At 67.8% G+C, this 19,047-nt stretch carries 20 protein-coding genes; 15 read left to right on the top strand and 5 right to left on the bottom strand.

Annotated features, from left to right (window positions below; genetic code table 11):
• Positions 1-180: 180 nt before the first annotated feature.
• Both ACAM49_RS30720 and ACAM49_RS30715 read left to right on the top strand, forming a co-directional pair.
• Entirely contained in the window at positions 181-1,023 is an 843-nt protein-coding gene (locus tag ACAM49_RS30720; protein ID WP_369639051.1) for an MHYT domain-containing protein, read from the top strand.
• A 54-nt stretch (positions 1,024-1,077) separates the two neighbouring features.
• Positions 1,078-1,887, top strand: coding sequence for an alpha/beta fold hydrolase (locus ACAM49_RS30715; RefSeq protein WP_369639050.1), 810 nt, complete (start codon positions 1,078-1,080; stop codon positions 1,885-1,887).
• Here ACAM49_RS30715 and ACAM49_RS30710 read toward each other — a convergent pair.
• Positions 1,884-2,840 carry a GlxA family transcriptional regulator gene (locus ACAM49_RS30710; protein WP_369639049.1) on the bottom strand — a complete coding sequence of 319 codons (957 nt, stop codon included), beginning with the start codon at positions 2,838-2,840 and terminating at the stop codon, positions 1,884-1,886. The genes ACAM49_RS30715 and ACAM49_RS30710 overlap by 4 nt on opposite strands.
• 96 nt (positions 2,841-2,936) lie before the next feature.
• Between ACAM49_RS30710 and ACAM49_RS30705 the strand changes: the two genes are divergently transcribed.
• The gene (locus ACAM49_RS30705; protein ID WP_369639048.1) at positions 2,937-3,572 is read left to right on the top strand and encodes an HD domain-containing protein; all 636 of its coding nucleotides are present in this window, start codon (positions 2,937-2,939) and stop codon (positions 3,570-3,572) included.
• A 50-nt stretch (positions 3,573-3,622) separates the two neighbouring features.
• Positions 3,623-4,111: a nuclear transport factor 2 family protein gene (locus ACAM49_RS30700; protein ID WP_369639047.1), complete on the top strand. Its 489-nt coding sequence runs from the start codon at positions 3,623-3,625 to the stop codon at positions 4,109-4,111.
• Between the two features lie 4 nt (positions 4,112-4,115).
• Here ACAM49_RS30700 and ACAM49_RS30695 read toward each other — a convergent pair whose 3' ends face one another.
• Positions 4,116-4,727 (bottom strand): hypothetical protein, encoded by a 612-nt coding sequence (locus ACAM49_RS30695; protein WP_369639046.1) that lies wholly within the window; start codon positions 4,725-4,727, stop codon positions 4,116-4,118.
• Positions 4,728-4,817: 90 nt separating this feature from the next.
• Here ACAM49_RS30695 and ACAM49_RS30690 point away from each other — a divergent pair, with 90 nt between their 5' ends.
• Complete coding sequence (locus ACAM49_RS30690; protein WP_369639045.1) at positions 4,818-5,669, top strand: acyl-CoA thioesterase; 852 nt, start codon at positions 4,818-4,820, stop codon at positions 5,667-5,669.
• Between the two features lie 54 nt (positions 5,670-5,723).
• Here ACAM49_RS30690 and ACAM49_RS30685 read toward each other — a convergent pair whose 3' ends face one another.
• Positions 5,724-7,415 carry an APC family permease gene (locus tag ACAM49_RS30685; protein ID WP_369639053.1) on the bottom strand — a complete coding sequence of 564 codons (1,692 nt, stop codon included), beginning with the start codon at positions 7,413-7,415 and terminating at the stop codon, positions 5,724-5,726.
• 214 nt (positions 7,416-7,629) lie between these two features.
• On the opposite strand from ACAM49_RS30685, the gene pdxT reads away from it, so the two are divergent.
• The 6 genes from pdxT (at position 7,630) to ruvB (ending at position 12,049) form a co-directional block, all read left to right on the top strand.
• Positions 7,630-8,253, top strand: a complete 624-nt coding sequence (gene pdxT, locus ACAM49_RS30680; RefSeq protein WP_369639052.1) for a pyridoxal 5'-phosphate synthase glutaminase subunit PdxT — start codon at positions 7,630-7,632, stop codon at positions 8,251-8,253.
• A 53-nt stretch (positions 8,254-8,306) separates the two neighbouring features.
• Complete coding sequence (locus tag ACAM49_RS30675; RefSeq protein ID WP_369639044.1) at positions 8,307-9,059, top strand: YebC/PmpR family DNA-binding transcriptional regulator; 753 nt, start codon at positions 8,307-8,309, stop codon at positions 9,057-9,059.
• 194 nt (positions 9,060-9,253) lie between these two features.
• Positions 9,254-9,694 (top strand): hypothetical protein, encoded by a 441-nt coding sequence (locus ACAM49_RS30670; protein WP_369639043.1) that lies wholly within the window; start codon positions 9,254-9,256, stop codon positions 9,692-9,694.
• A 96-nt stretch (positions 9,695-9,790) separates the two neighbouring features.
• A complete protein-coding gene (gene ruvC / locus ACAM49_RS30665; RefSeq protein ID WP_369639042.1) occupies positions 9,791-10,360 on the top strand; it encodes a crossover junction endodeoxyribonuclease RuvC in 570 nt (189 codons plus the stop codon).
• A complete protein-coding gene (gene ruvA / locus ACAM49_RS30660) occupies positions 10,357-10,962 on the top strand; it encodes a Holliday junction branch migration protein RuvA (RefSeq protein WP_369639041.1) in 606 nt (201 codons plus the stop codon). Before ruvC ends, ruvA begins: the two co-directional genes overlap by 4 nt.
• A 7-nt stretch (positions 10,963-10,969) precedes the next feature.
• The gene (gene ruvB / locus ACAM49_RS30655) at positions 10,970-12,049 is read left to right on the top strand and encodes a Holliday junction branch migration DNA helicase RuvB (RefSeq protein WP_369639040.1); all 1,080 of its coding nucleotides are present in this window, start codon (positions 10,970-10,972) and stop codon (positions 12,047-12,049) included.
• Positions 12,050-12,054: 5 nt separating this feature from the next.
• Here the strand turns inward: ruvB and ACAM49_RS30650 are convergent, their stop codons facing one another.
• Positions 12,055-13,065 (bottom strand): NADP-dependent oxidoreductase, encoded by a 1,011-nt coding sequence (locus ACAM49_RS30650; RefSeq protein WP_369639039.1) that lies wholly within the window; start codon positions 13,063-13,065, stop codon positions 12,055-12,057.
• Positions 13,066-13,093: 28 nt separating this feature from the next.
• Here ACAM49_RS30650 and ACAM49_RS30645 point away from each other — a divergent pair, with 28 nt between their 5' ends.
• Complete coding sequence (locus ACAM49_RS30645) at positions 13,094-14,110, top strand: GlxA family transcriptional regulator (RefSeq protein ID WP_369639038.1); 1,017 nt, start codon at positions 13,094-13,096, stop codon at positions 14,108-14,110.
• Positions 14,111-14,132: 22 nt separating this feature from the next.
• On the opposite strand, the gene ACAM49_RS30640 is transcribed toward ACAM49_RS30645, so the two are convergent.
• The gene (locus ACAM49_RS30640; RefSeq protein ID WP_369639037.1) at positions 14,133-14,825 is read right to left on the bottom strand and encodes a FadR/GntR family transcriptional regulator; all 693 of its coding nucleotides are present in this window, start codon (positions 14,823-14,825) and stop codon (positions 14,133-14,135) included.
• A gap of 151 nt (positions 14,826-14,976) precedes the next feature.
• On the opposite strand from ACAM49_RS30640, the gene ACAM49_RS30635 reads away from it, so the two are divergent.
• Genes ACAM49_RS30635 through ACAM49_RS30625 form a run of 3 tightly spaced genes read left to right on the top strand, consistent with a single transcriptional unit; the run spans position 14,977 to position 18,811 of the window.
• A complete protein-coding gene (locus ACAM49_RS30635; protein WP_369639036.1) occupies positions 14,977-16,125 on the top strand; it encodes an acetamidase/formamidase family protein in 1,149 nt (382 codons plus the stop codon).
• Positions 16,126-16,166: 41 nt separating this feature from the next.
• Entirely contained in the window at positions 16,167-17,336 is a 1,170-nt protein-coding gene (locus ACAM49_RS30630; RefSeq protein WP_369639035.1) for an amidase family protein, read from the top strand.
• A 23-nt stretch (positions 17,337-17,359) separates the two neighbouring features.
• Complete coding sequence (locus ACAM49_RS30625) at positions 17,360-18,811, top strand: DUF222 domain-containing protein (protein WP_369639034.1); 1,452 nt, start codon at positions 17,360-17,362, stop codon at positions 18,809-18,811.
• Positions 18,812-19,047 lie beyond the last annotated feature (236 nt).

Raw genomic sequence — 19,047 nt, 5'->3', positions numbered from 1 at the left:
GTGGGTTGGGTGGGGTGGCGGGGGCCATACCGGTGGCTACCTGCGTGCATACCGTCCAGCAAACTCAGCTACTTTTTTCGGACTGTACTGCGGCAAATTTACTGCCTGGTGTTTTCTCGCTAATGTTCGGCTCAGTCACCGGTGAACCGTCACATATCGCCTTTCTGGCAAGGAGCCCGCATGCTGGAAATCGACCAATTCACCTATGGGTGGCTGACGCCGACCCTGGCCTATGTCATGTCCGTCACCGGCTCGTTGCTGGCCTTGCGGTGCATGGTGCGGGCGCGGAATCAGAACGGGCACGGGGGCTGGATCGTGACCGGGGCGATCGCCCTGGGCGGCACCGGGATCTGGGTCATGCATTTCATCGCGATGCTCGGATTCTCGGTGCAGGACACCACGATTCGATACAACGTGCCGATCACGCTGCTCAGCGCAGCCATCGCCATGGGGGTGGTGTGGCTGGGGCTGTACATCGTCGTGCATCAGCACGGGGAGGCGTTCGCGTTGATCACCGGCGGCACCATCACCGGGCTCGGGGTCGGGGCGATGCACTACTCGGGGATGTACGCGATGAAAACCGATGCGGCCGTGCTGTACGACCCGTGGGTGGTGCTGCTGTCCATCGTGATCGCGGTGGTCGCGGCCACCGCCGCGCTGTGGTTCGCGCTGCATGTCAGCGGCATCCTCGCCACCGTGAGCGCGGCCCTCATCATGGGAATCGCGGTGTGCGGCATGCATTACACGGGCATGTTCTCCATGAGCGCGCACGTCTCCGGCCATATGCACGCGCCCTCGGGCGCGCAGGCCGGGCAGCTGCTGGCGCCGCTGATCATCGCGGTCAGCATGGCCACCATGCTCATGCTCTTCCAGGTCGGCATCACCGAGATCGACGAGCCCGACCTCAGCCGCATCCGCGGCCAATACGCCAGCCGCTTCTGGCCCGCCCGCCGCGCCGAGAACAAGCCCGCCGACGACGACTACCCGACCGAGAGCTTCGACCCCCGCCACCGACGGATCTGAAGAACGCCGCGTCCTCGGAGCAGATGCCGTAGGGCCGCCATCTAGGGTGATGCCGTGCCCTACGCGACCAGTTTCGACGCTGTCGAGATCTATTACGAAGTCCGTGGATCGCGGGGTATTCCGCTGATTCTGCTTGCGGGACAGGCGAATACACATCACTGGTGGGATGTGGCGTGCCCGGACTTCGAGGGCGCGCGTCGAGTCGTCGTGCTGGACTGGCGAGGCACCGGGCGCAGCGCCGCACCCGACGACGATTCCTACAGCACCCGTGGACTCGCCACCGACGTGCTGGCCGTCATGGACCATCTCGGCATCGATCGAGCCGACGTCTACGGAACATCGATGGGTGGTCGTGTCGCCCAATGGCTCGCGGTCGATCACCCGAGCCGAGTGCGAGCGCTGGTTCTCGGGTGCACGTCTCCCGGTGGGACGCACAGTGTCGAACGCAGCGCCGAGGTGCGGCGGGCCTTGAGTCAGCCGGACGCGGACGCGGCCCAGCGCGCGATGGCGGAGCTCATGTACACCCCGGCCTACCTCGCCAGGCATCCCGGCCCGCACCACACTCTGGGTGACCCGACGATGTCGAATCATGCTCGCCGCCAACACCTGCGCGCGAGCGCCCGGCACGACGCCTGGGATGTACTGCCGAGCATCATCGCCCCGACCCTGGTCGTACACGGATCCGACGACCGATTCAATCCGACGGCCAATGCCGAGCTGCTCGCGGGCCGGATACCCGGCGCCCGAATGCATCTCATCCCGCAGGCCAGACACGCCTATTTCGAGGAATTCCGTTCGACGGCCAGCCCCCTGGTACTCGAGTTCCTCGATCAGGCCCGCCTCGGGCAGTTCTCGCGCCGCTAGCGGCGGGCGGTGCGGAAACGGTTGCGGTAGGCGGAGGGGGTGATGCCGAATCGGCGCAGGAAGATTCGGCGCAGGGATTCGTCGCTGCCCAGGCCGGAGCGGTGTGCGGCGGAGGTGACCGACTCGCCGGATTCGAGCATGGATTGGGCGGCTTCGACGCGGGCCGATTCGACGAATACCGCGGGGGTGGTGTCGAATTCGTCGCGGAACAGGCGGGTCAATTGCCGGGTGCTGACGGCGGCCCGGGTCGCCATGGTGGTCAGGGAATGGTCCGCGGCCGGGTCGGCGAAGATCGATTCCACGACCGTGCGGAGGTCGTCGCGGCGGGGGAGCGCGGTGCGGGAGGCGGCCGAGAATTGGGATTGACCGCCCGGCCGGCGGAGGAAGACGACGAGTTCCCGCGCCACCTCGCGGGCGAGGTCGGCGCCTTCGTCCTCCTCGACGAGGGCCAGGCTCAGATCGAGTCCGGCGCTGACTCCGGCGGAGGTCACGTAGCGTCCGTCGCGAACGTAGATGGCGTCGGGATCGACGGTGATCGACGGATAGGCGCGGGCCAGCCGGTCGGTATGCCGCCAATGCGTGGTCGCCCGACGGCCTTTCAACAATCCGGCCTCGGCCAGGGCGAACGCGCCCGTGCAGACCGAGGCGGTGCGCCGCGCACCGGTCGACAGGGTGCGGACGGCGTCGAGAATCTCCCCGTCGACGGGAGCGAGCGGAAACCGGTCGGCACCCGGAACGATCAGCGTGTGGCTGCGCCCGAGGTCGGCCGCCGCCGCATCCACGAGCAGCCGGGTACCCGCCGCGGTGGTGACCGGCGCTCCGGTCGGCGAACACAACGTCACCTCGTAACGCCCGCCCAGCGCGGCGGCGGTACTGAACACCTCCAGCACCGCCGTGGCGTCCAGCAACCGCACATTGTCGAACGCCAGCACCGCGATCCGCTTCTTGCTCACCGTCCCCAAGCTAGCACCCGGCCATGTCCGGATCTGTGGGGTTCCTGTCTGGAACGACACGGTGCCGCACCCGCCGGATCCGCGAATGTGATTGTCATGGAACGCATTGCCGACATCGCCATCCCCGACAGCCGCCTGGCTCGCGAGGCCACCACCTTGGTCCGCGACACCGCCGACGAGCTGATCTTCGACCACTCCCGCCGCGTCTATCTCTTCGGCGCCCTGCAGGGTGTCCGCCGCGGCCTCGACTACGACGCCGAACTCCTCTACGTCGCCGCCATGTTCCACGACCTGGGGCTGACCGCCCGGCACCGGGACTCCACGCAGCGCTTCGAGATCGACGGCGCAGACGACGCCCGCGACTTCCTGATCGCGCACGGCATCCCGGCCGAACGAGCCGAAATCGCCTGGACCGCAATCGCCTTGCATACGACCCCGGAGATCCCGGCCCGCATGGCCCCCGAGATCGCGCTGGTCACCGCGGGCGTCGAACTGGACGTGCTCGGCCTCGGCTACGACGACGTCACCGAGGACCAGCGCGACGCCGTGACCACCGCCCACCCGCGCCCCGACTTCAAGCGCCGGATCCTCGCCGCCTTCACCGCCGGTATCGAGCACCGCCCGCGCACCACCTTCGGCAATGTCAAAGCCGATGTCCTGGAACACTTCTCGCCCGGCTTCGAACGCGACGACTTCGTGGCGGTGATCCGCAACTCGCCCTGGAAGGAGTGAGGCCCACCGCCTCCGGGGTTCGCGCAGGTAGACGGACTAAAGTGCCAACTATGTCCGAGTCGACGATTGAGCAGTTGCGTGCCGCGCTGGTCGAATCCGAGCTGGAACATCGGGTGCTGGCCTTCGTCTACGCCTGGGTGCATCTGATCGAGCCGCCCGCCAAGGATCCGGCGCGAATCCTGGAGTTGGTGACCGACGACGCCGTCCTGCACCTCTCCGACGGCGGCGCCGCCGAGACGCCCGAGCAGATCGCGCAGTGGTACACCCGGACCGCGGGGGCCGTGGAGGCCAGCGCGCACCGGGTGGAGCACCTCGAGGTGTCGCGCGCCGCCGACGGCACCATCAAGGCGGCGATCGATTTCGCCTGGCAGGGCATCGCGGCGGGGGACCAGGCCATGACCGCCCGCACCCACCACGATTGGACCCTCGTCGACGACGGCGGCCCGCTGCCGCGCCTGCGCGAGTTCCGGGTGACGGCCGTCAAACCGTTCGCCCCCGCCACCGCCGAGGACGCCCTGGCCGACTTCCGCGACCGCTGACCGTTCAGCCCCTGCGCAGCGCCGGTCGGTCGGGGTGGTCCCACGCGACCAGCAGGTCGGGCTCCTCGGCGTGTTCGCGCTGATATTCGAGCAGCCCGTCCACGGTGAACATCTCGGCCGCCTCGGTGCGCCGCCGCAGCGCACCCTCCGACATGCGCAGCGCCACAGTCAGATCGAAGTCCAGCCCGCGCCCGAGCAGCATGGGCCCGGCGAGCAGCAGCACCGTGCCGTCGGCGGCCTCCCGAATCCGGGCGCGCGCCGACCGGTCGGCCCGCTCGTCCCACAGCGCCGGCAGATACCGTCCACTGTCCCGAAGCGGCTTCAGCACTTCCCGATTCACCGCGGAATAGTCGAACCACCCGGTGCGATAGGTGAATTCACTGTCCCGGTCGTACTCCAGCCGCACGGACGCGGGCCGCACGAAATCGTGCAGCGACACCACCTCCGCCGGTCGCCCTTGCGCCCGAAGCCGTTCCGCGACCCCGCCCGCCACCGCCACCGGATCGGCCGCGTCCGCACCGTCCACCGCGATCACCGCGTAACCCCGCATCCCCATCGCCCGTTCGGCGATCAGGTCGAGCAGCGAGTCGGGACTGACGGCGGTGAAATCGGGCACGACACCATCATGCTCGAGATCGTGTGCCCGGGCGCGGCCGCACCCTGGCCAGCCGTTAGCCTGAGCGGACAGACGCGAAGGGACGGGTGCATGGCGACGATCGAAGAGGCGCTCGAGATAGAGCAGCTCGAGCGTGACATCTTCCGCGGCGCGTCCACCAAGACGCAGCTGCCGCGCACGTTCGGCGGGCAGGTTGCCGGGCAGGCGCTGGTCGCGGCGGTGCGCACGGTGGATCCGCACTATCAGGTGCATTCGCTGCACGGGTATTTCCTGCGGCCCGGCCATCCGGAGCAGCCGACCGTCTACCTGGTGGACCGGATCCGCGACGGGCGCTCGTTCTGCACGCGGCGGGTCACCGGCGTGCAGAACGGTGAGGCCATCTTCACCATGTCGGCGTCGTTCCACGTCGGCGACGAGGGGCCCGAGCATCAGGATGTGATGCCCACGGTGCCGGCGCCGCTGGAGTTGCCCGACGCCAAGGAGTCCATGAGCCCGGAACGCCTGTGGGCCATGCGCGAATGGGAGCACTGGGACATCCGCACCATTCCGCAGGACGAGGTGGACCGCCGCGAGGGGACCATCGCCCAGCAGCAGGTGTGGTTCCGCTACCGCCATCCGCTGCCCGATGACGCGCTGTTCCACGTTTGCACGCTGGCCTACATGAGCGATATGACGCTGCTCGGCTCCTCGAAGGTCATCCACCCGGATGAGCCCACCCAGAACGCGTCCCTCGATCACGCCATGTGGTTCCTGCGGCCCTTCCGCGCCGACGACTGGCTGCTCTACGACCAGCAGTCGCCCAGCGCCGGGGCCGGACGCGCGCTGACCGGCGGGCGGATCTGGAACCAGGCGGGGGAGCTGGTGGCGGTCGTGATGCAGGAGGGCCTGATCCGGACCTTCCGCGACCCGCAGGCGGCGTCATACCCGCCCGGAACCGCCTGAGTCACAGCGGAATCGAGCACGCCGGGAGCGGAAGTTCCCGGCGCGCTCGCGTTTTCAAGCGGTCTGCACCCGCAGGTGACACACCACGGTGTCGGGCATCTTGCGCAGCACCCGCTCCAGCTCGTCACTGCGGTGACTGGGCAGCACGTGGTTCCAGCCCGCGGGCGGTTCGATCTCGGCGATCACCACCACCTTGCGCCGCCCGGCGTAATGGTCGCGGACATACCGCGCCACCGGACCGCCGACCGTGGTGTCGCCGTCCTCGAGCAGCAGCAGCCGCACATCCGGATGCCAGGCCTCCCACTCCTTGGTGAACACCGTGATGTTCTCCCCGGGCAGGCACACGTGCACGGCCGTCACATCGCGGCCCAGCGACATGGCCGCCGACAGCGCCTCGCGGCTGAGCTCCGACACCTCCGAAACCGGTACCACGATGGCGGTTTCGGAGGCGCGCGGCTCGGCGGGCACGCAGCCCGCGCCGCGGCACCCGGCGATGCGGCCGTAGGTGCGGCGCACCCGCTCCATGGCCAGCACCAGCAGCGGCAGCACCAGCACGATCAGCCACGCGCCCTCGGTGAACTTCATGGACGTGGTGACGATCAGCGCCACGAAGGTCAGCAACGCGCCGAACCCGTTGAGCGCGATCCGCCATCGCCAGCCCGTCCCGCGGGTCGCCAGCCAGTGCCGCACCATGCCGACCTGCGCGATGGTGAAGCCCACGAACACACCGATCGCGAACAGCGGCACCAGCGCGTTCATATTGCCGCGCGAGGCGATCAGCAGCACCGCGGCCGAAACGCCCAGGGTGAGAACGCCGAACCGGTACACCTGCCGCGGCGAACTGACCGCGAACCGGTGCGGCAGGCAGTTGTCGTCGGCGAGGATCTTGGTCAGCGTCGGCAGCCCGCCGTAGGAGGTGTTGGCCGCCAGCGCCAGCAGCACGACGGTCGCGAATTGCACGATGTAGTAACCGGTTCCGTGCCCCAGCGCCGCCTCGGTCAGCTGCGACAGCACGGTCGTGCCCTCGATCGGGTGGATGGAGAACTTCTCGATCAGGGTCGCCAGCCCGATCAGCATGATGCCCAGCAGCACACCCAGCGCCACCTCGGCCCGCTGCGCCCGCCGCACCCGCGGCTGCGCGAAGCTGGGCACCGCGTTGGCGATCGCCTCGACGCCGGTCAGTGCCGCGCAGCCACTGGAGAAGGCCTTGAGCAGCAACAGGATTCCGATAGTCCGGGCATTCTCGGACACGGCCGCCCCCGTGGCGACGGTCGCGGGCTCGGCCCGCAGCAGACCGGCGACGATCACCGCGAGAATGCCCAGGACGAACACGACGGTCGGGGCCATGAAAGCCCGCGCGCTCTCCCGAATCCCGTAGAGGTTCAACACCGTGATGCCGACCAGGATCGCCAGGCAGATCCAGACCGTATAGGGAAACAGCCCCGGGAACGCCGAGGTCAGCGCCGCCACACCCGCCGCGATCGATACCGCCACATTGAGCACGTAGTCCACGATCAGCGAGGCCGCCGCCACCAGGCTCGTGCGATGCCCCAGCCGCTCCTTCGCCACCGCGTACGCGCCGCCACCGTTCGGGAAGGTCGCGATCACCTGCCGATAGGACGCGATGAGCACGGCCAGCAGCACCACGATGGCCAGCGTCACCGGCAGCGTGAAGCCCAGCCCGGCGGCACCAGCCGCAGCCAGCACCAGCACGATCGCTTCGGGACCGTAGGCGACCGAGGCCATGGCATCGAGGGAGAGCCCGGCCAGGCCGGTCGAAACGGTCAGCCCGTGCCGTGACGGCGGCGGTGGCGCGTCGACACCACCACGCGGCCCGGGCGAGGTTTGCGGCAGCAGATCAGTCACTTGCGCGAGTGTTCCCCTCGAAGCTCAACTGGACACTCGTCCTAACGAAACCCTGACGCCCTGGGTGAGCAGGGCCACACCGACCGGCGAACGTATGCTCGACGGCGTGAAACCGACAATCGGCGTGCTGGCACTGCAGGGAGACGTGCGCGAACATGTGCACGCGCTCGAGGCTTGCGGAGCGACCGCGGTGCCCGTGCGCCGCGAATCCGAGCTGGCCGCCATCGACGGTCTGGTGATCCCGGGCGGCGAATCCACGGCGATCAGCAAACTGCTGGAGGTCTTCGAACTGCTCGAGCCGCTGAAGCAGCGCCTGCGCGACGGCCTGCCCGCCTACGGCTCCTGCGCGGGCATGATCCTGCTGGCGTCGGAGGTGCTCGACACCCGCCCGGACATGAAGCCGCTGCACGGCATCGATATGACGGTGCGCCGCAATGCCTTCGGCCGCCAGGTCGATTCCTTCGAGGCCGATCTGGATTTCCAGGGCCTCGGGGACGGCCCCGTCCGCGCCGTCTTCATCCGCGCCCCCTGGGTCGAAAAGGCCGGGCCCGATGTCGAAGTCCTGGCCACCGTCCCCTCCGGTCCTGCCGCCGGGCGCATCGTCGCCGTCCGGCAGGGCGATGTCATCGCCACCTCCTTCCACCCCGAGGTGACCGGTGATCTGCGCGTCCACAAGCTGTTCGTCGACACCGCGGTGCGTCCGCGCGCCGGTGTCTGACGTACTCTCGAATGTCGGACACCATTCAGCCCCCTGAAACGAGGAAGTAGGGAATGAGCGGCCACTCCAAATGGGCCACCACCAAGCACAAGAAGGCCGGGATCGACGCGAAGCGCGGCAAGCTCTTCGCCAAGTTGATCAAGAACATCGAGGTGGCGGCCCGCACCGGTGGTAGTGACCCGGACGGCAACCCGACTCTGTACGACGCCATCCAGAAGGCGAAGAAGTCGTCGGTGCCCAACGACAACATCGAGCGCGCGCGCAAGCGAGGCGGCGGTGAGGAGGCCGGCGGCGCCGACTGGCAGACCATCATGTACGAGGGCTACGGCCCCAATGGTGTCGCCATCCTGATCGAGTGCCTCACCGACAACCGCAACCGCGCCGCCGGTGAGGTGCGCGTGGCCATGACCCGCAACGGCGGCAATATGGCCGACCCGGGTTCGGTGTCGTACCTGTTCCACCGCAAGGGCATCGTGACCCTGGACAAGAATGGCCTGTCCGAGGACGACGTGCTGATGGCGGTGCTGGACGCGGGCGCCGAGGAGGTCAACGACCTCGGTGAGCAGTTCGAGATCATCTCCGAGCCCGGCGACCTGGTCGAGGTCCGCAAGGCGCTGCAGGCGGCGGGCATCGACTACGACTCCGCGGAGTCGGGCTTCCAGCCGTCGATGTCGGTGTCGCTCGACGCCGAGGGCGCGCGCAAGGTGTTCAAGCTGGTCGACGCGCTCGAGGACAGCGACGACGTGCAGAACGTCTACACCAATGTCGACATTTCCGACGAGGTGCTGGCCGAACTCGACGCGTAAGCGACGCGACGACTGCGCGGGCCGCACTCCCGACCGGGAGTGCGGCCCGCGTCGTGTCCGGGATGCCGCGCGTATTCGGGTGTGTGCCAAAGAGATTCCGGGTCTCCTCGGGGTCTTCCCCGATGCGCCCCAAACCTCCTGTGCGACAAGATCGTTATCGGGTCGGGTCACGATGGATGGGAGTTGATGCACGCATGGCTCAACGGTTGCTGATCGGTCTGGGCGCCGCCGCCCTGATCACCGCCGCCACGGGGGTGCTCGCCCCGGCGGCATTCGCCAAGGACCTCGCCGACGGGGTGTCCTGCACCGGCAGCACCTGCCGCAACGACACCGACGACGCCTACCGGGTCCGGATCCGGGTGTCCTGTCAGCGGTTCATCGACGGCTACGACTCGTCGGTCTGGGTCGCCGCCCACTCCACCGCGCGAGTACCGGCCAACTGCCCCGGCCACTGGGAGCAGGGACCGAGGCGAATGGATCCCCCGCAGATGAAGCCCGACGGGACCTGGAGCTCGCCCAGCTGGGAGGACGGCCCCGACGAATTCAAGCCGGGCTTCGTGACCGATATCGAATATCTCAGCGCCACAGTCGACAACAATCGCCCGGCCCCCGCGCCCAGCGGTAGCGGTTCCTGATTCCGCGCCCGGTCCCGCCCGTGTCGATGGACAATGTCGCCGCGAGGGTCCGTTAGACTCTCGAACAGTTGTTCGTTCACGGTGAGAGGGGTTTCGGTGCGGGTGATGGGCGTCGACCCCGGGCTCACCCGGTGTGGGCTCAGCATGGTCATCGGCAGCATGGGGCGGCAGGTGACTATGGTGCAGGTCGATGTGGTGCGCACGCCGCCGGAAATGGAGCTGGCGCAACGGCTTCTGCTCGTCGCGGATGCGGCCGAGGCGTGGATGGACACGCACAAGCCGGAAGTCGTTGCCATCGAACGGGTCTTCTCCCAGCACAATGTGCGCACCGCCATGGCCACCGCGCAGGCGGGCGGCGTGATCGCGCTGGCCGCCGCGCGGCGGGGGATCGCGGTGCATTTCCACACCCCGTCTCAGGTGAAGGCGGCGGTCACCGGCAACGGTTCGGCGGACAAGGCGCAAGTGACCGCCATGGTGACCCGTATCCTCGGGCTGGCCGTCGCACCCAAGCCCGCCGATGCCGCCGACGCGCTCGCTCTGGCCATCTGCCATTGTTGGCGCGCGCCCATGCTCGAACGCATGGCTAAAGCCGAGGCACTGGCTGAACGGCAGCGGCGCATGTACGAGGAAAGGCTTGCCCAGCAACGGAAGGCGGTAACGCGGTGATCGCGTCGGTACGCGGCGAAGTGCTCGAGATCGGGCTCGACCATGTGGTGATCGAGGCCGCGGGGGTCGGGTATCGGCTCAACGCGACGCCCTCCACGCTGGCCGGACTGACTCGCGGCGAGGATGCGCGGCTCTACACGACCATGATCGTGCGTGAGGACTCCATGACGCTGTTCGGCTTCGCCGACACCGAGGCGCGGGAGCTGTTCGTCCTGCTGCAGACCGTGTCCGGCGTCGGCCCGAAGCTGGCCATGGCGGTGCTCGCGGTGCTCGAGCCCGAGGCGCTGCGCAAGGCGCTGGCCGAATCGAATGTGGCGGCGCTGACCCGGGTGCCGGGTGTCGGCAAGCGCGGGGCCGAGCGCATGGTGGTCGAGCTGCGCGACAAGGTGAATCTTGTTCCCGTCCAGTCCGGTCCGCCCGGATCGGGTCCGGCGCCCGCGGTCACGCCGGTGCGCGAGCAGGTGGTCGAGGCGCTCATCGGGCTCGGTTTCCCGGCTCGCCAGGCCGAGGGCGCGGTGGACGCGGTGCTCGCCGACGAGCCCGGCATCGGAACGTCGCAGGCGCTGCGCACGGCGCTCGGCCTGCTCGGCAAGAATCGCTAGGTAAGCCATGACCGACGACTTCGACGAGACCGAATCCGCCGTCAGCGCAAGCTATCTGCAGTCCGACGGCGAGATCGAGGCCAGCCTGCGCCCGAAGTCGCTCGACGACTTCATCGGCCAGCCGCGCGTGCGCGAACAGCTGGCGCTGGTGCTGCGCGGCGCGAAACTGCGCGGCGGGACACCGGACCACGTATTGCTCTCGGGCCCACCGGGTCTGGGCAAGACGAGTATGGCCATGATCATCGCGGGTGAACTCGGCACCGCGCTGCGCCTGACCTCCGGCCCGGCCCTGGAACGCGCGGGCGACCTCGCCGCCATGCTCAGCAATCTCGTCGAGGGCGATGTGCTGTTCATCGACGAGATCCACCGCATGGCCCGGCCCGCCGAGGAAATGCTCTACCTCGCGATGGAGGACTTCCGCGTCGACGTGGTGGTCGGCAAGGGCCCCGGCGCGACCTCGATCCCCCTCGATATCGCGCCATTCACCCTGGTAGGCGCGACAACCCGCTCCGGCGCCCTGACCGGCCCGCTGCGCGACCGCTTCGGCTTCACCGGCCACATGGACTTCTACGAGCCCGACGAACTCCAGCAGATCCTCGAGCGCTCGGCCCGAATCCTGGGCGTGCGCCTGGAATCCGACGCCGCCGCCGAAATCGCGGGCCGCTCCCGGGGCACGCCCCGCATCGCCAACCGCCTCCTCCGCCGCGTCCGCGACTACGCGGAAGTCAAGGCCGACGGCCTCGTCACGGTCGAAATCGCCCACGCCGCCCTGGCCGTCTACGACGTCGACGTCCTCGGCCTCGACCGCCTCGACCGAGCGGTCCTCGGCGCCCTGATCCGCAGCTTCAACGGCGGCCCGGTCGGCGTCTCGACTCTTGCTGTCGCCGTGGGTGAAGAAGCCGCCACGGTAGAGGAAGTCTGCGAACCCTTCCTCGTCCGAGCAGGTTTGGTGGCCCGCACCCCGCGCGGCCGCGTCGCCACCGCGGCCGCGTGGGAGCATTTGGGCCTGGTGCCGCCACCCGACCTGGTCTTCGGTTCCATCGAGGTCCGCCCCCGCGAACCGCAACTGGATCTGTTCGAGCCGTAGCTGTTTCAGTCGACGGTGAGGACGAGTTTGCCGACGGTGCGGTTGGTGTCGCCGAGGGCGTGGGCCTTGGCGGCGTCGGAGAGGGGGAAGGTGCCTGCGATGGTGGGGCGCAGGGCGCCGGACTCGGCTAGTTCGCGCAGGGCGTCCATGCCAGCGTGATCGGCTTCGACCAGCAGCGAGACCCCGCGGACGCCGAGTTGCTCGGCGGCGGTACGCAATTCGTCACCCACCCCGCCGCGAATCGCTACCACGATCCCGCCCGGCCGCAGCGTGCGCAATGAGCGGATCGCGTGCGCTTCATCGATCGGATCCAGCACCATGTCCACGTCGCTGACGGTCTCGAAGACATCGGTCGAGCGGTAGTCGGTCACCTCGTCGACGCCGATCGACCGCAGGAAGTCGTGATTGGCCGCGCTGGCCGTGCCGATCACGTACGCGCCCCGCGACTTCGCGATCTGCACCGCGAAATGCCCGACACCACCCGCCGCCGCGTGAATCAGAACCCGCTGTCCGGGTTGCACATTCGCGGTTTCGACCAGCGCCTGATACGCGGTGAGCGCGGCCAGCGGGATCGCCGCCGCCTGTGTGTGGTCCAGATGGGCGGGCTTGCGGGCGAAGGCGCGGGCGGTGACGGTGACGTATTCCGCGGCAGCGCCGTGGTCGTGCGGATAGGGCAGCATGCCGAACACCTCGTCGCCGGGCTCGAACAAGGTGACGCCGACACCGGTCGCCACCACCACGCCGGACACATCCCAGCCGAGCACGAACGGCGGCGGGGGCAGGAACAGACCCGACAGTCGGCGGTGCTTCCAGTCGGTCGGGTTGAGGGCGGTGGCGTGAACCTTCACGAGAATCTCGCTCGGCCCCGGTCGCGGGACGGGCAGCTCCACCTCGTGCAGCACCTCGGGCCCGCCGAGAACGTCCTGTCCGATGGCCTTCATTGTGGTGGGGATCGAGTTGTCCTGTTCGCTCATGACAGTCAGCTTGCCGCCGATCGCCCCGGCTGGAAATGGCACGATTGCCATTATTCGATAGGATCGTGCCATGCCAGCAAGGGTCGAGAACATGCCATGTGAGGGAGCGAAGCCGTCCGATGCGACGCCGCATCGGGTGGTCGTGCTGGCGCTCGAGGGCGTCTACCCGTTCGAGCTCGGCATCGCGAACCGGGTCTTCGGCACGGCCGACGGACGGTACGAGGTGATTACCTGCTCGGTCGACGGTCGCCCGGTGCGCAGCAACTCCGACTTCGATGTCGCGGTCGCGCACGACGCGACCGTGCTGAAAACAGCCGACACCGTGGTCATCCCGCCCTGCGACGTGATCCCGATCCTCGAAAACGGTCTGCCGCAGGCGGTTTCGGATGCCCTGGCCTTGATCCGGCCCGGTGTCCGCTTGGTCTCCATCTGCACCGGCGCGATTGTGGTGGCCGCCGCCGGACTGCTCGACGACCGTCCCGCCACCACCCACTGGAACTTCGCCGACCGTTTCGGCGCGCGGTTCCCGAAGGTCCGCGTCGACCCGAATGTCCTCTACGTCGACGACGGCGACATCCTCACCTCCGCGGGCGCGACCGCCGGAGTCGACCTGTGCCTGCACCTGATTCGCAACGACCACGGCAGCGAGATCGCCAATATGGTCGCCCGCCGCTGCGTGGTCCCGCCGTGGCGCGAAGGCGGGCAGGCGCAGTTCATCGAGCAGCCGGTGCCGCCACCCACCGCTGCGGGAACCGCTACCGCCCGGCAATGGGCCCTCGAAAACCTCCACCAGCCGTTGACCATGTCCGACCTCGCCGATCAGGCTCGTATGAGCGGCCGCACCTTCGCCCGCCGGTTCCGCGACGAGGTCGGAATGAGCCCGGGTCGCTGGCTGATTCAGCAGCGGGTGTTCCGGGCTCGCGAATTGCTGGAGACCACCGAGCTTTCCGTGGATCGGATCGCGGGTGAGGTGGGGTTCGCCACGGGAGCCTCATTGCGGCAGCACTTGCACGAGGCGATCGGGGTGTCGCCGCTGGCGTATCGCCGGACGTTCCGAACCGGCGTGGCGGTCGGGGCGGCGGACTGACCTCGCGGGCCGCGCCGGTAATTCAGCGCGGCGAGCTGACTTCGCGTACCTCGCGCAGGTGCTGTGCCATGGCGGCGGCGGCAGCCGCGCTGTCGTGGGCGGCGACGGCCTCGTAGATGCGGTGGTGCCCGTCGAGGGAGAGGCGTCGGCCGTGCCGTGAGCGGTGGGAGAGGGTGCGGGTGCGCCGGGTCCAATCCGTCGTCATGGTGCACAGCGTGACCAGGAGTGGGTTCTGCGCGGCATGGGCGAGCAGGGTGTGGAATTCGATGTCGAGCCTGAGTGATTCACTGGGGGAGAGGGTTTCGTTGGAGCGGGTGAGCACCTCGTCGAGCGCCAGCAGATTCGATTCCACGGCCCGCACCGCCGCCAGCTCGGCAATGCGCGGCTCGACCAGATCTCGTAGTTCGAGGGCGTAGCCGAGCTCGATATCCAGCGCGCCCAGCCCGTCGGCCAGATCGCCCGCCCGGCGCGGTGTCTCGCTGACCGTGCTGCCCTTGCCCTGCCGGCGTTCGATGAGCTTCTTGGATTCCAGCTCGAACATGGCCTGCCGCAACGAGGATCGCGACACGTTCATATTCGCCGCCAGCTCCCGCTCCGACGGTAGCCGATCCCCGGCCCGCAACTCGCCGCTGGTGATCAAGCCCTCCAGGTGGGCCGCGACCTCCGAGCTGACGCTGTGTGCGCGCCGCCGGAGCGGTGGAATCGATGCCGTCATCGCCCCGAGTTTAAATCCGTTCTCATTCAGGCCATTTCGGCTGCGTTAAACGACAGTTACGTTCGGTTTCACGCCCCGACGTCGGTCGTTCGCCTGGCTTATGGTCGGCACATCGGATGGTCCGACCACTGCCGGTCGGGTAGGAGAGGTAGTGATCGTGACGTCGATCGTGCGGGGATTCAGCCCGGCGTTTCCGGTGCTGCAGGCGGGCGAGGAACTCGGCGGGGACAGCGAGTATCTGGCGGTGGATCCGTCGGCGGTGCTGTGGGGGCGGCTGCCCCGCATCGGCGACCGGGCCGTGGCGACCGTCGAGGCCGGACGCAGCATTGTGGTCGATACCGTCAGCCACGAAGGGATTCTCGACGATCAGGGCTCGGACCCGGTGGCGTACTTCGGCCGCCACGGAGTGGAACGGGACCAGGTGCTGGCGGATGCGATCGAGGTGGCCTCGACCCGCAGCCGCGACTCGCTGGCGGGGCCGCACATCATCACCGGGCCGATCGCGGTGCCCGGAGCGCGGCCTGGCGACCTGCTCGCCATCCGCATCGACGAGCTGACCATGCGCGCGCCCTACGGCGTGGTGTCCACCCGGCACGCGCGCGGGGTACTGGCCAACCGGCTCGGCTTCGACGGCAATTACGGGCAGTTCTGCACGGTGGAATCCAGGGAAGGGGCATGGTTCGGGACCATGCCGATACACCCGGATCGGCCGCAGCACGCCAGCTTTCCGCTGCATCCGTTCCTGGGGATCATCGGTGTGGCCACCGATACGGACACCCGGGTGTCCTCGGTGCCGCCGGGACTGCACGGCGGCAATATCGACATCCGCCGACTGACCGCGGGCGCGACTCTGTTCCTGCCGGTGCAGGTTCCCGAGGCGCTGTTCTACATCGGCGACCCGCATTTCGCCCAGGGCAATGGCGAGGTGGCGCTCACCGCGCTGGAAGCTCCACTGCGGGCGCGGCTTACGGTGGACGTGATTCCCGCGGCGGACGTCACCGCCGGATTGGGAAGAACCGTCGGCCCGTTCGCCGCCGCCCACGGACTGCTCATACCGACCGGCCTGGACGAGAACCTGAACCGGGCACTCGAAGTCTGCGTCCGCAATGCCATCGAACTGGTGGTCTCACTATTCGATGCCGACCCTCAACAGGCATATCTATATTTGAGCGCCGCAGCCGATTTCAATATCTCGCAGGCCGTGGATCAGGTGCGAGGTGTGCACGGTGAGGTGCGGATCGCGGACTTCACCCATCACGCGGCCACCGAGCTGGCCAAGCGCGTCCTCGAGCGGGCCTGATGAGAATGGCGCGGACGGGTCAGGGTCGGGGGAGCCGCGAGGTGGAACGCGAATTCGATTCCACCGTATGGCGTGAGCGGGGAACACCTTTGGTCCGTGCCGCCGGAATGGGCGCACTGAGTGGGCACACGGTGGCGGTGAAGGATCTCTACGCCGTCGCCGGATTTCCGCTCGGCGGGGGCGTCGCGGACTTTCTCGGTGAACCGTCGACCGCGCACGCGGAGGTCGTCGCGCAGCTGCTCGCCGCCGGCGCGGACGTCACCGGCATCGCGCAGACCGACGAATTCGCGTACAGCATCACCGGTGGCAATGGGCGGTACGGTATGCCGGTGAATCCGGCGGCACCGCAGCGGATTCCGGGTGGATCGTCAAGTGGGTCCGCGGTGGCCGTGGCTCGTGGTGAGGTCAGTATCGGGCTGGGTACGGACACGGCGGGATCCATTCGGGTACCGGCGGCGTATCAGGGACTGTGGGGAATTCGGACCACGCACGGATGTCTGTCGACGGCCGGAGTGCTACCGCTGGCCCAATCCTTCGACGCCGTGGGCTGGATGACGCGAGACCTGGACACCTTGAAGGCGGTGGCCGATTGTCTATTGCCCGAACAAGGTTCGACACCGGCGCAACTCGTCGTCGATCCATCGTTGTGTGAACTGGCTGACGACGTTCTCTCGGCAGCGAGCCTCGATGCCGCGAAACGGATGGGTGCCGTTGAGACGAGCATGGACGCCGACCCCGAAGGTTGGTTCAACGCCTTTCGCACGGTCCAGGGCTTCGAGGCTTGGAGCAATCACGGCGAATGGATACGTGAACATCCTGGTGCGCTGGAACCCGAAGTGGCGCAGCGGTTCCAAGTCGCATCGACGATCACAGCGGAGCAGGCCGGTGCCGCTCGGGAAGTCGTGCGGACGGCCGCCGATCATCTTCGTGCCGCATTGCGGGATCGGATTCTTGTACTGCCGACGACGGCCACGCTTCCACCGGCTCGGTTGGCATTGCTCGAGACGCTGGAGTACGGGCGAACGCGCACTTTGTATTTGACTTGTTTGGCCTCTATCGCCGGTGCGCCTGCGGTCAATATTCCGCTGCTGAGTATTGATGGAATTCCGAGTGGTCTGTGTTTGATTGGGGCGCCTGGTATGGATCGTACCATTATCGATACAATTTCCGAAATTGGTTTGGATACTGGACAATTCGGGTTCCCAGAGTAAATGTGCGGCGGTAGAATTGATGTATGGATTCGAAGGGGGAAACATTCGACAGCTGTGGCCTCGTTGAATTGGAGGCTGCGGTCGCGGCCATTGTGGACCGCGTTGGCCATGGTGATCTGACGCTGTTCTTCGATCAGGATGTCGTGGCGTTGATGCAGCGGTTGGAGACCTGCCAGCGTCAGCTTTCGGCGTTGGGGTCCAAGCTGATCATCGAGGCGTCGGAGCGTTCTCTGCCTGAAACCTCCGGGGCCGGTTCGCCGGTCGCATTTCTGCGCCACACCCTGAACCTGTCGCGGTATGACGCCGCGACGCGCATCAAGATTGCCAAGCAGGTGGGGGAGTTCCGTCAGCTGACGGGGCATGTGGCCCCGCCAGTGCTCGAGGCCACCGCTGAAGCTTTTGAGGCGGGGGATATCTCACGTGATCATGTCCGCAACATCGTGGACGTCATGACTCATCTGCCTACCGATGTCCCGGCCGAGGCTCGCGTCGAGACCGAGCGGATTCTGGTGGACTACTGCCTGAAGGGCTGGCCCGATGACCTGCCGCGGATGGGGCGGGAGATCCTGGCTCGTCTCGATCCCGAGGGGACGGTGATCAGTGATGATGATCGTCGCCGTCGGCGTGGAATCCTGGTGGGGCGTCCGGGAGTTGACGGGATGAGCTGGATCGAGGGCTGGCTGACTCCGCAGTTGCGGGCGTTGTTGGATGCTTTCCTGGCTAAGTACGCCCGGCCGGGGATGTGCAACAGCGAGGACGCCGACAGCCCGGGCGTGAGCGACAAGCCGATCGAGTCGTCGGTTTTGGAGGCGGCGGCGCGTCGGGATCGTCGTGATGCGGGGCAGCGGGTGCACGATGCGTTCATGGCATTGCTGCAGCCGGGGCTGGATCTGCGCAAGCTCGGGTCGCATCGCGGGATGCCGGTGCAGGTCACGTTGTCAATGAGCCTCAATGACCTCGAGCGGGGTGCGGGTCTTGCGACAACCGCCTCCGGCGTTCAGATGTCGATCAACGAAGCATTGAAGATGGCGGGTGGGACCCGGCCGGTGCTTGTGATCCTGGACGACAAGGGAATTCCGTTGTACCTCAGCTACGGGCAGCGGCTGGCCACCTCGGGGCAGCGGCTGGGGTTGCTTGCGCGCGATCGGGGTTGCACCTTCCCCGGCTGTGACGTGCCCGCGGATATGTGCGCCGCGCACCACGTCACCGATTGGGTGAAGGGTGGGCCGACGGATCTGCCGAACCTGGCGCTCGTTTGCGATCACCACCACGCGTTGGTCAATGACAGCGTGAACGGGTGGCGGACGGTGATGCTGGGGAAGGACTCCCCGCATCGCGGGCGGATCGGGTGGATCGCGCCGAAGGCGTTGGACCCGAGCGGGGTTGCGCGAGTCAACGAGAAGCATCACGTCGGGCAGGTGGTCGCCACTGCGGTCGAATCGAGTTGCCGGGAGTGGGGTCAAACGGCTGCGTGAGCCCCGCTGCTCGTCTCACGCTGGCGTGCGCAGGGACGGGGAAGTGTGGTCACCTCGCCTGCCCTACCGCACTGGGGCTGACGCCGGGTTGGGAGCCGTCAGCCGCCGATCCCGGCCCACGGACTGCACGCATCACCTTCACAGACAACAGAACAAGAACCAAGACCCAAAGAACCAGGACTCAAAAGCTCAAGCCCTAGCGATCATTGACAACTCCACAGTGCCTCGTCCCACCC

It is taken from the genome of Nocardia sp. JMUB6875, assembly GCF_041154655.1.
Taxonomy (GTDB): Bacteria; Actinomycetota; Actinomycetes; order Mycobacteriales; family Mycobacteriaceae; genus Nocardia.
The sequence above is the reverse complement of the archived record's forward strand: the minus strand, read 5'-3'. Positions and strand labels throughout refer to the sequence as shown.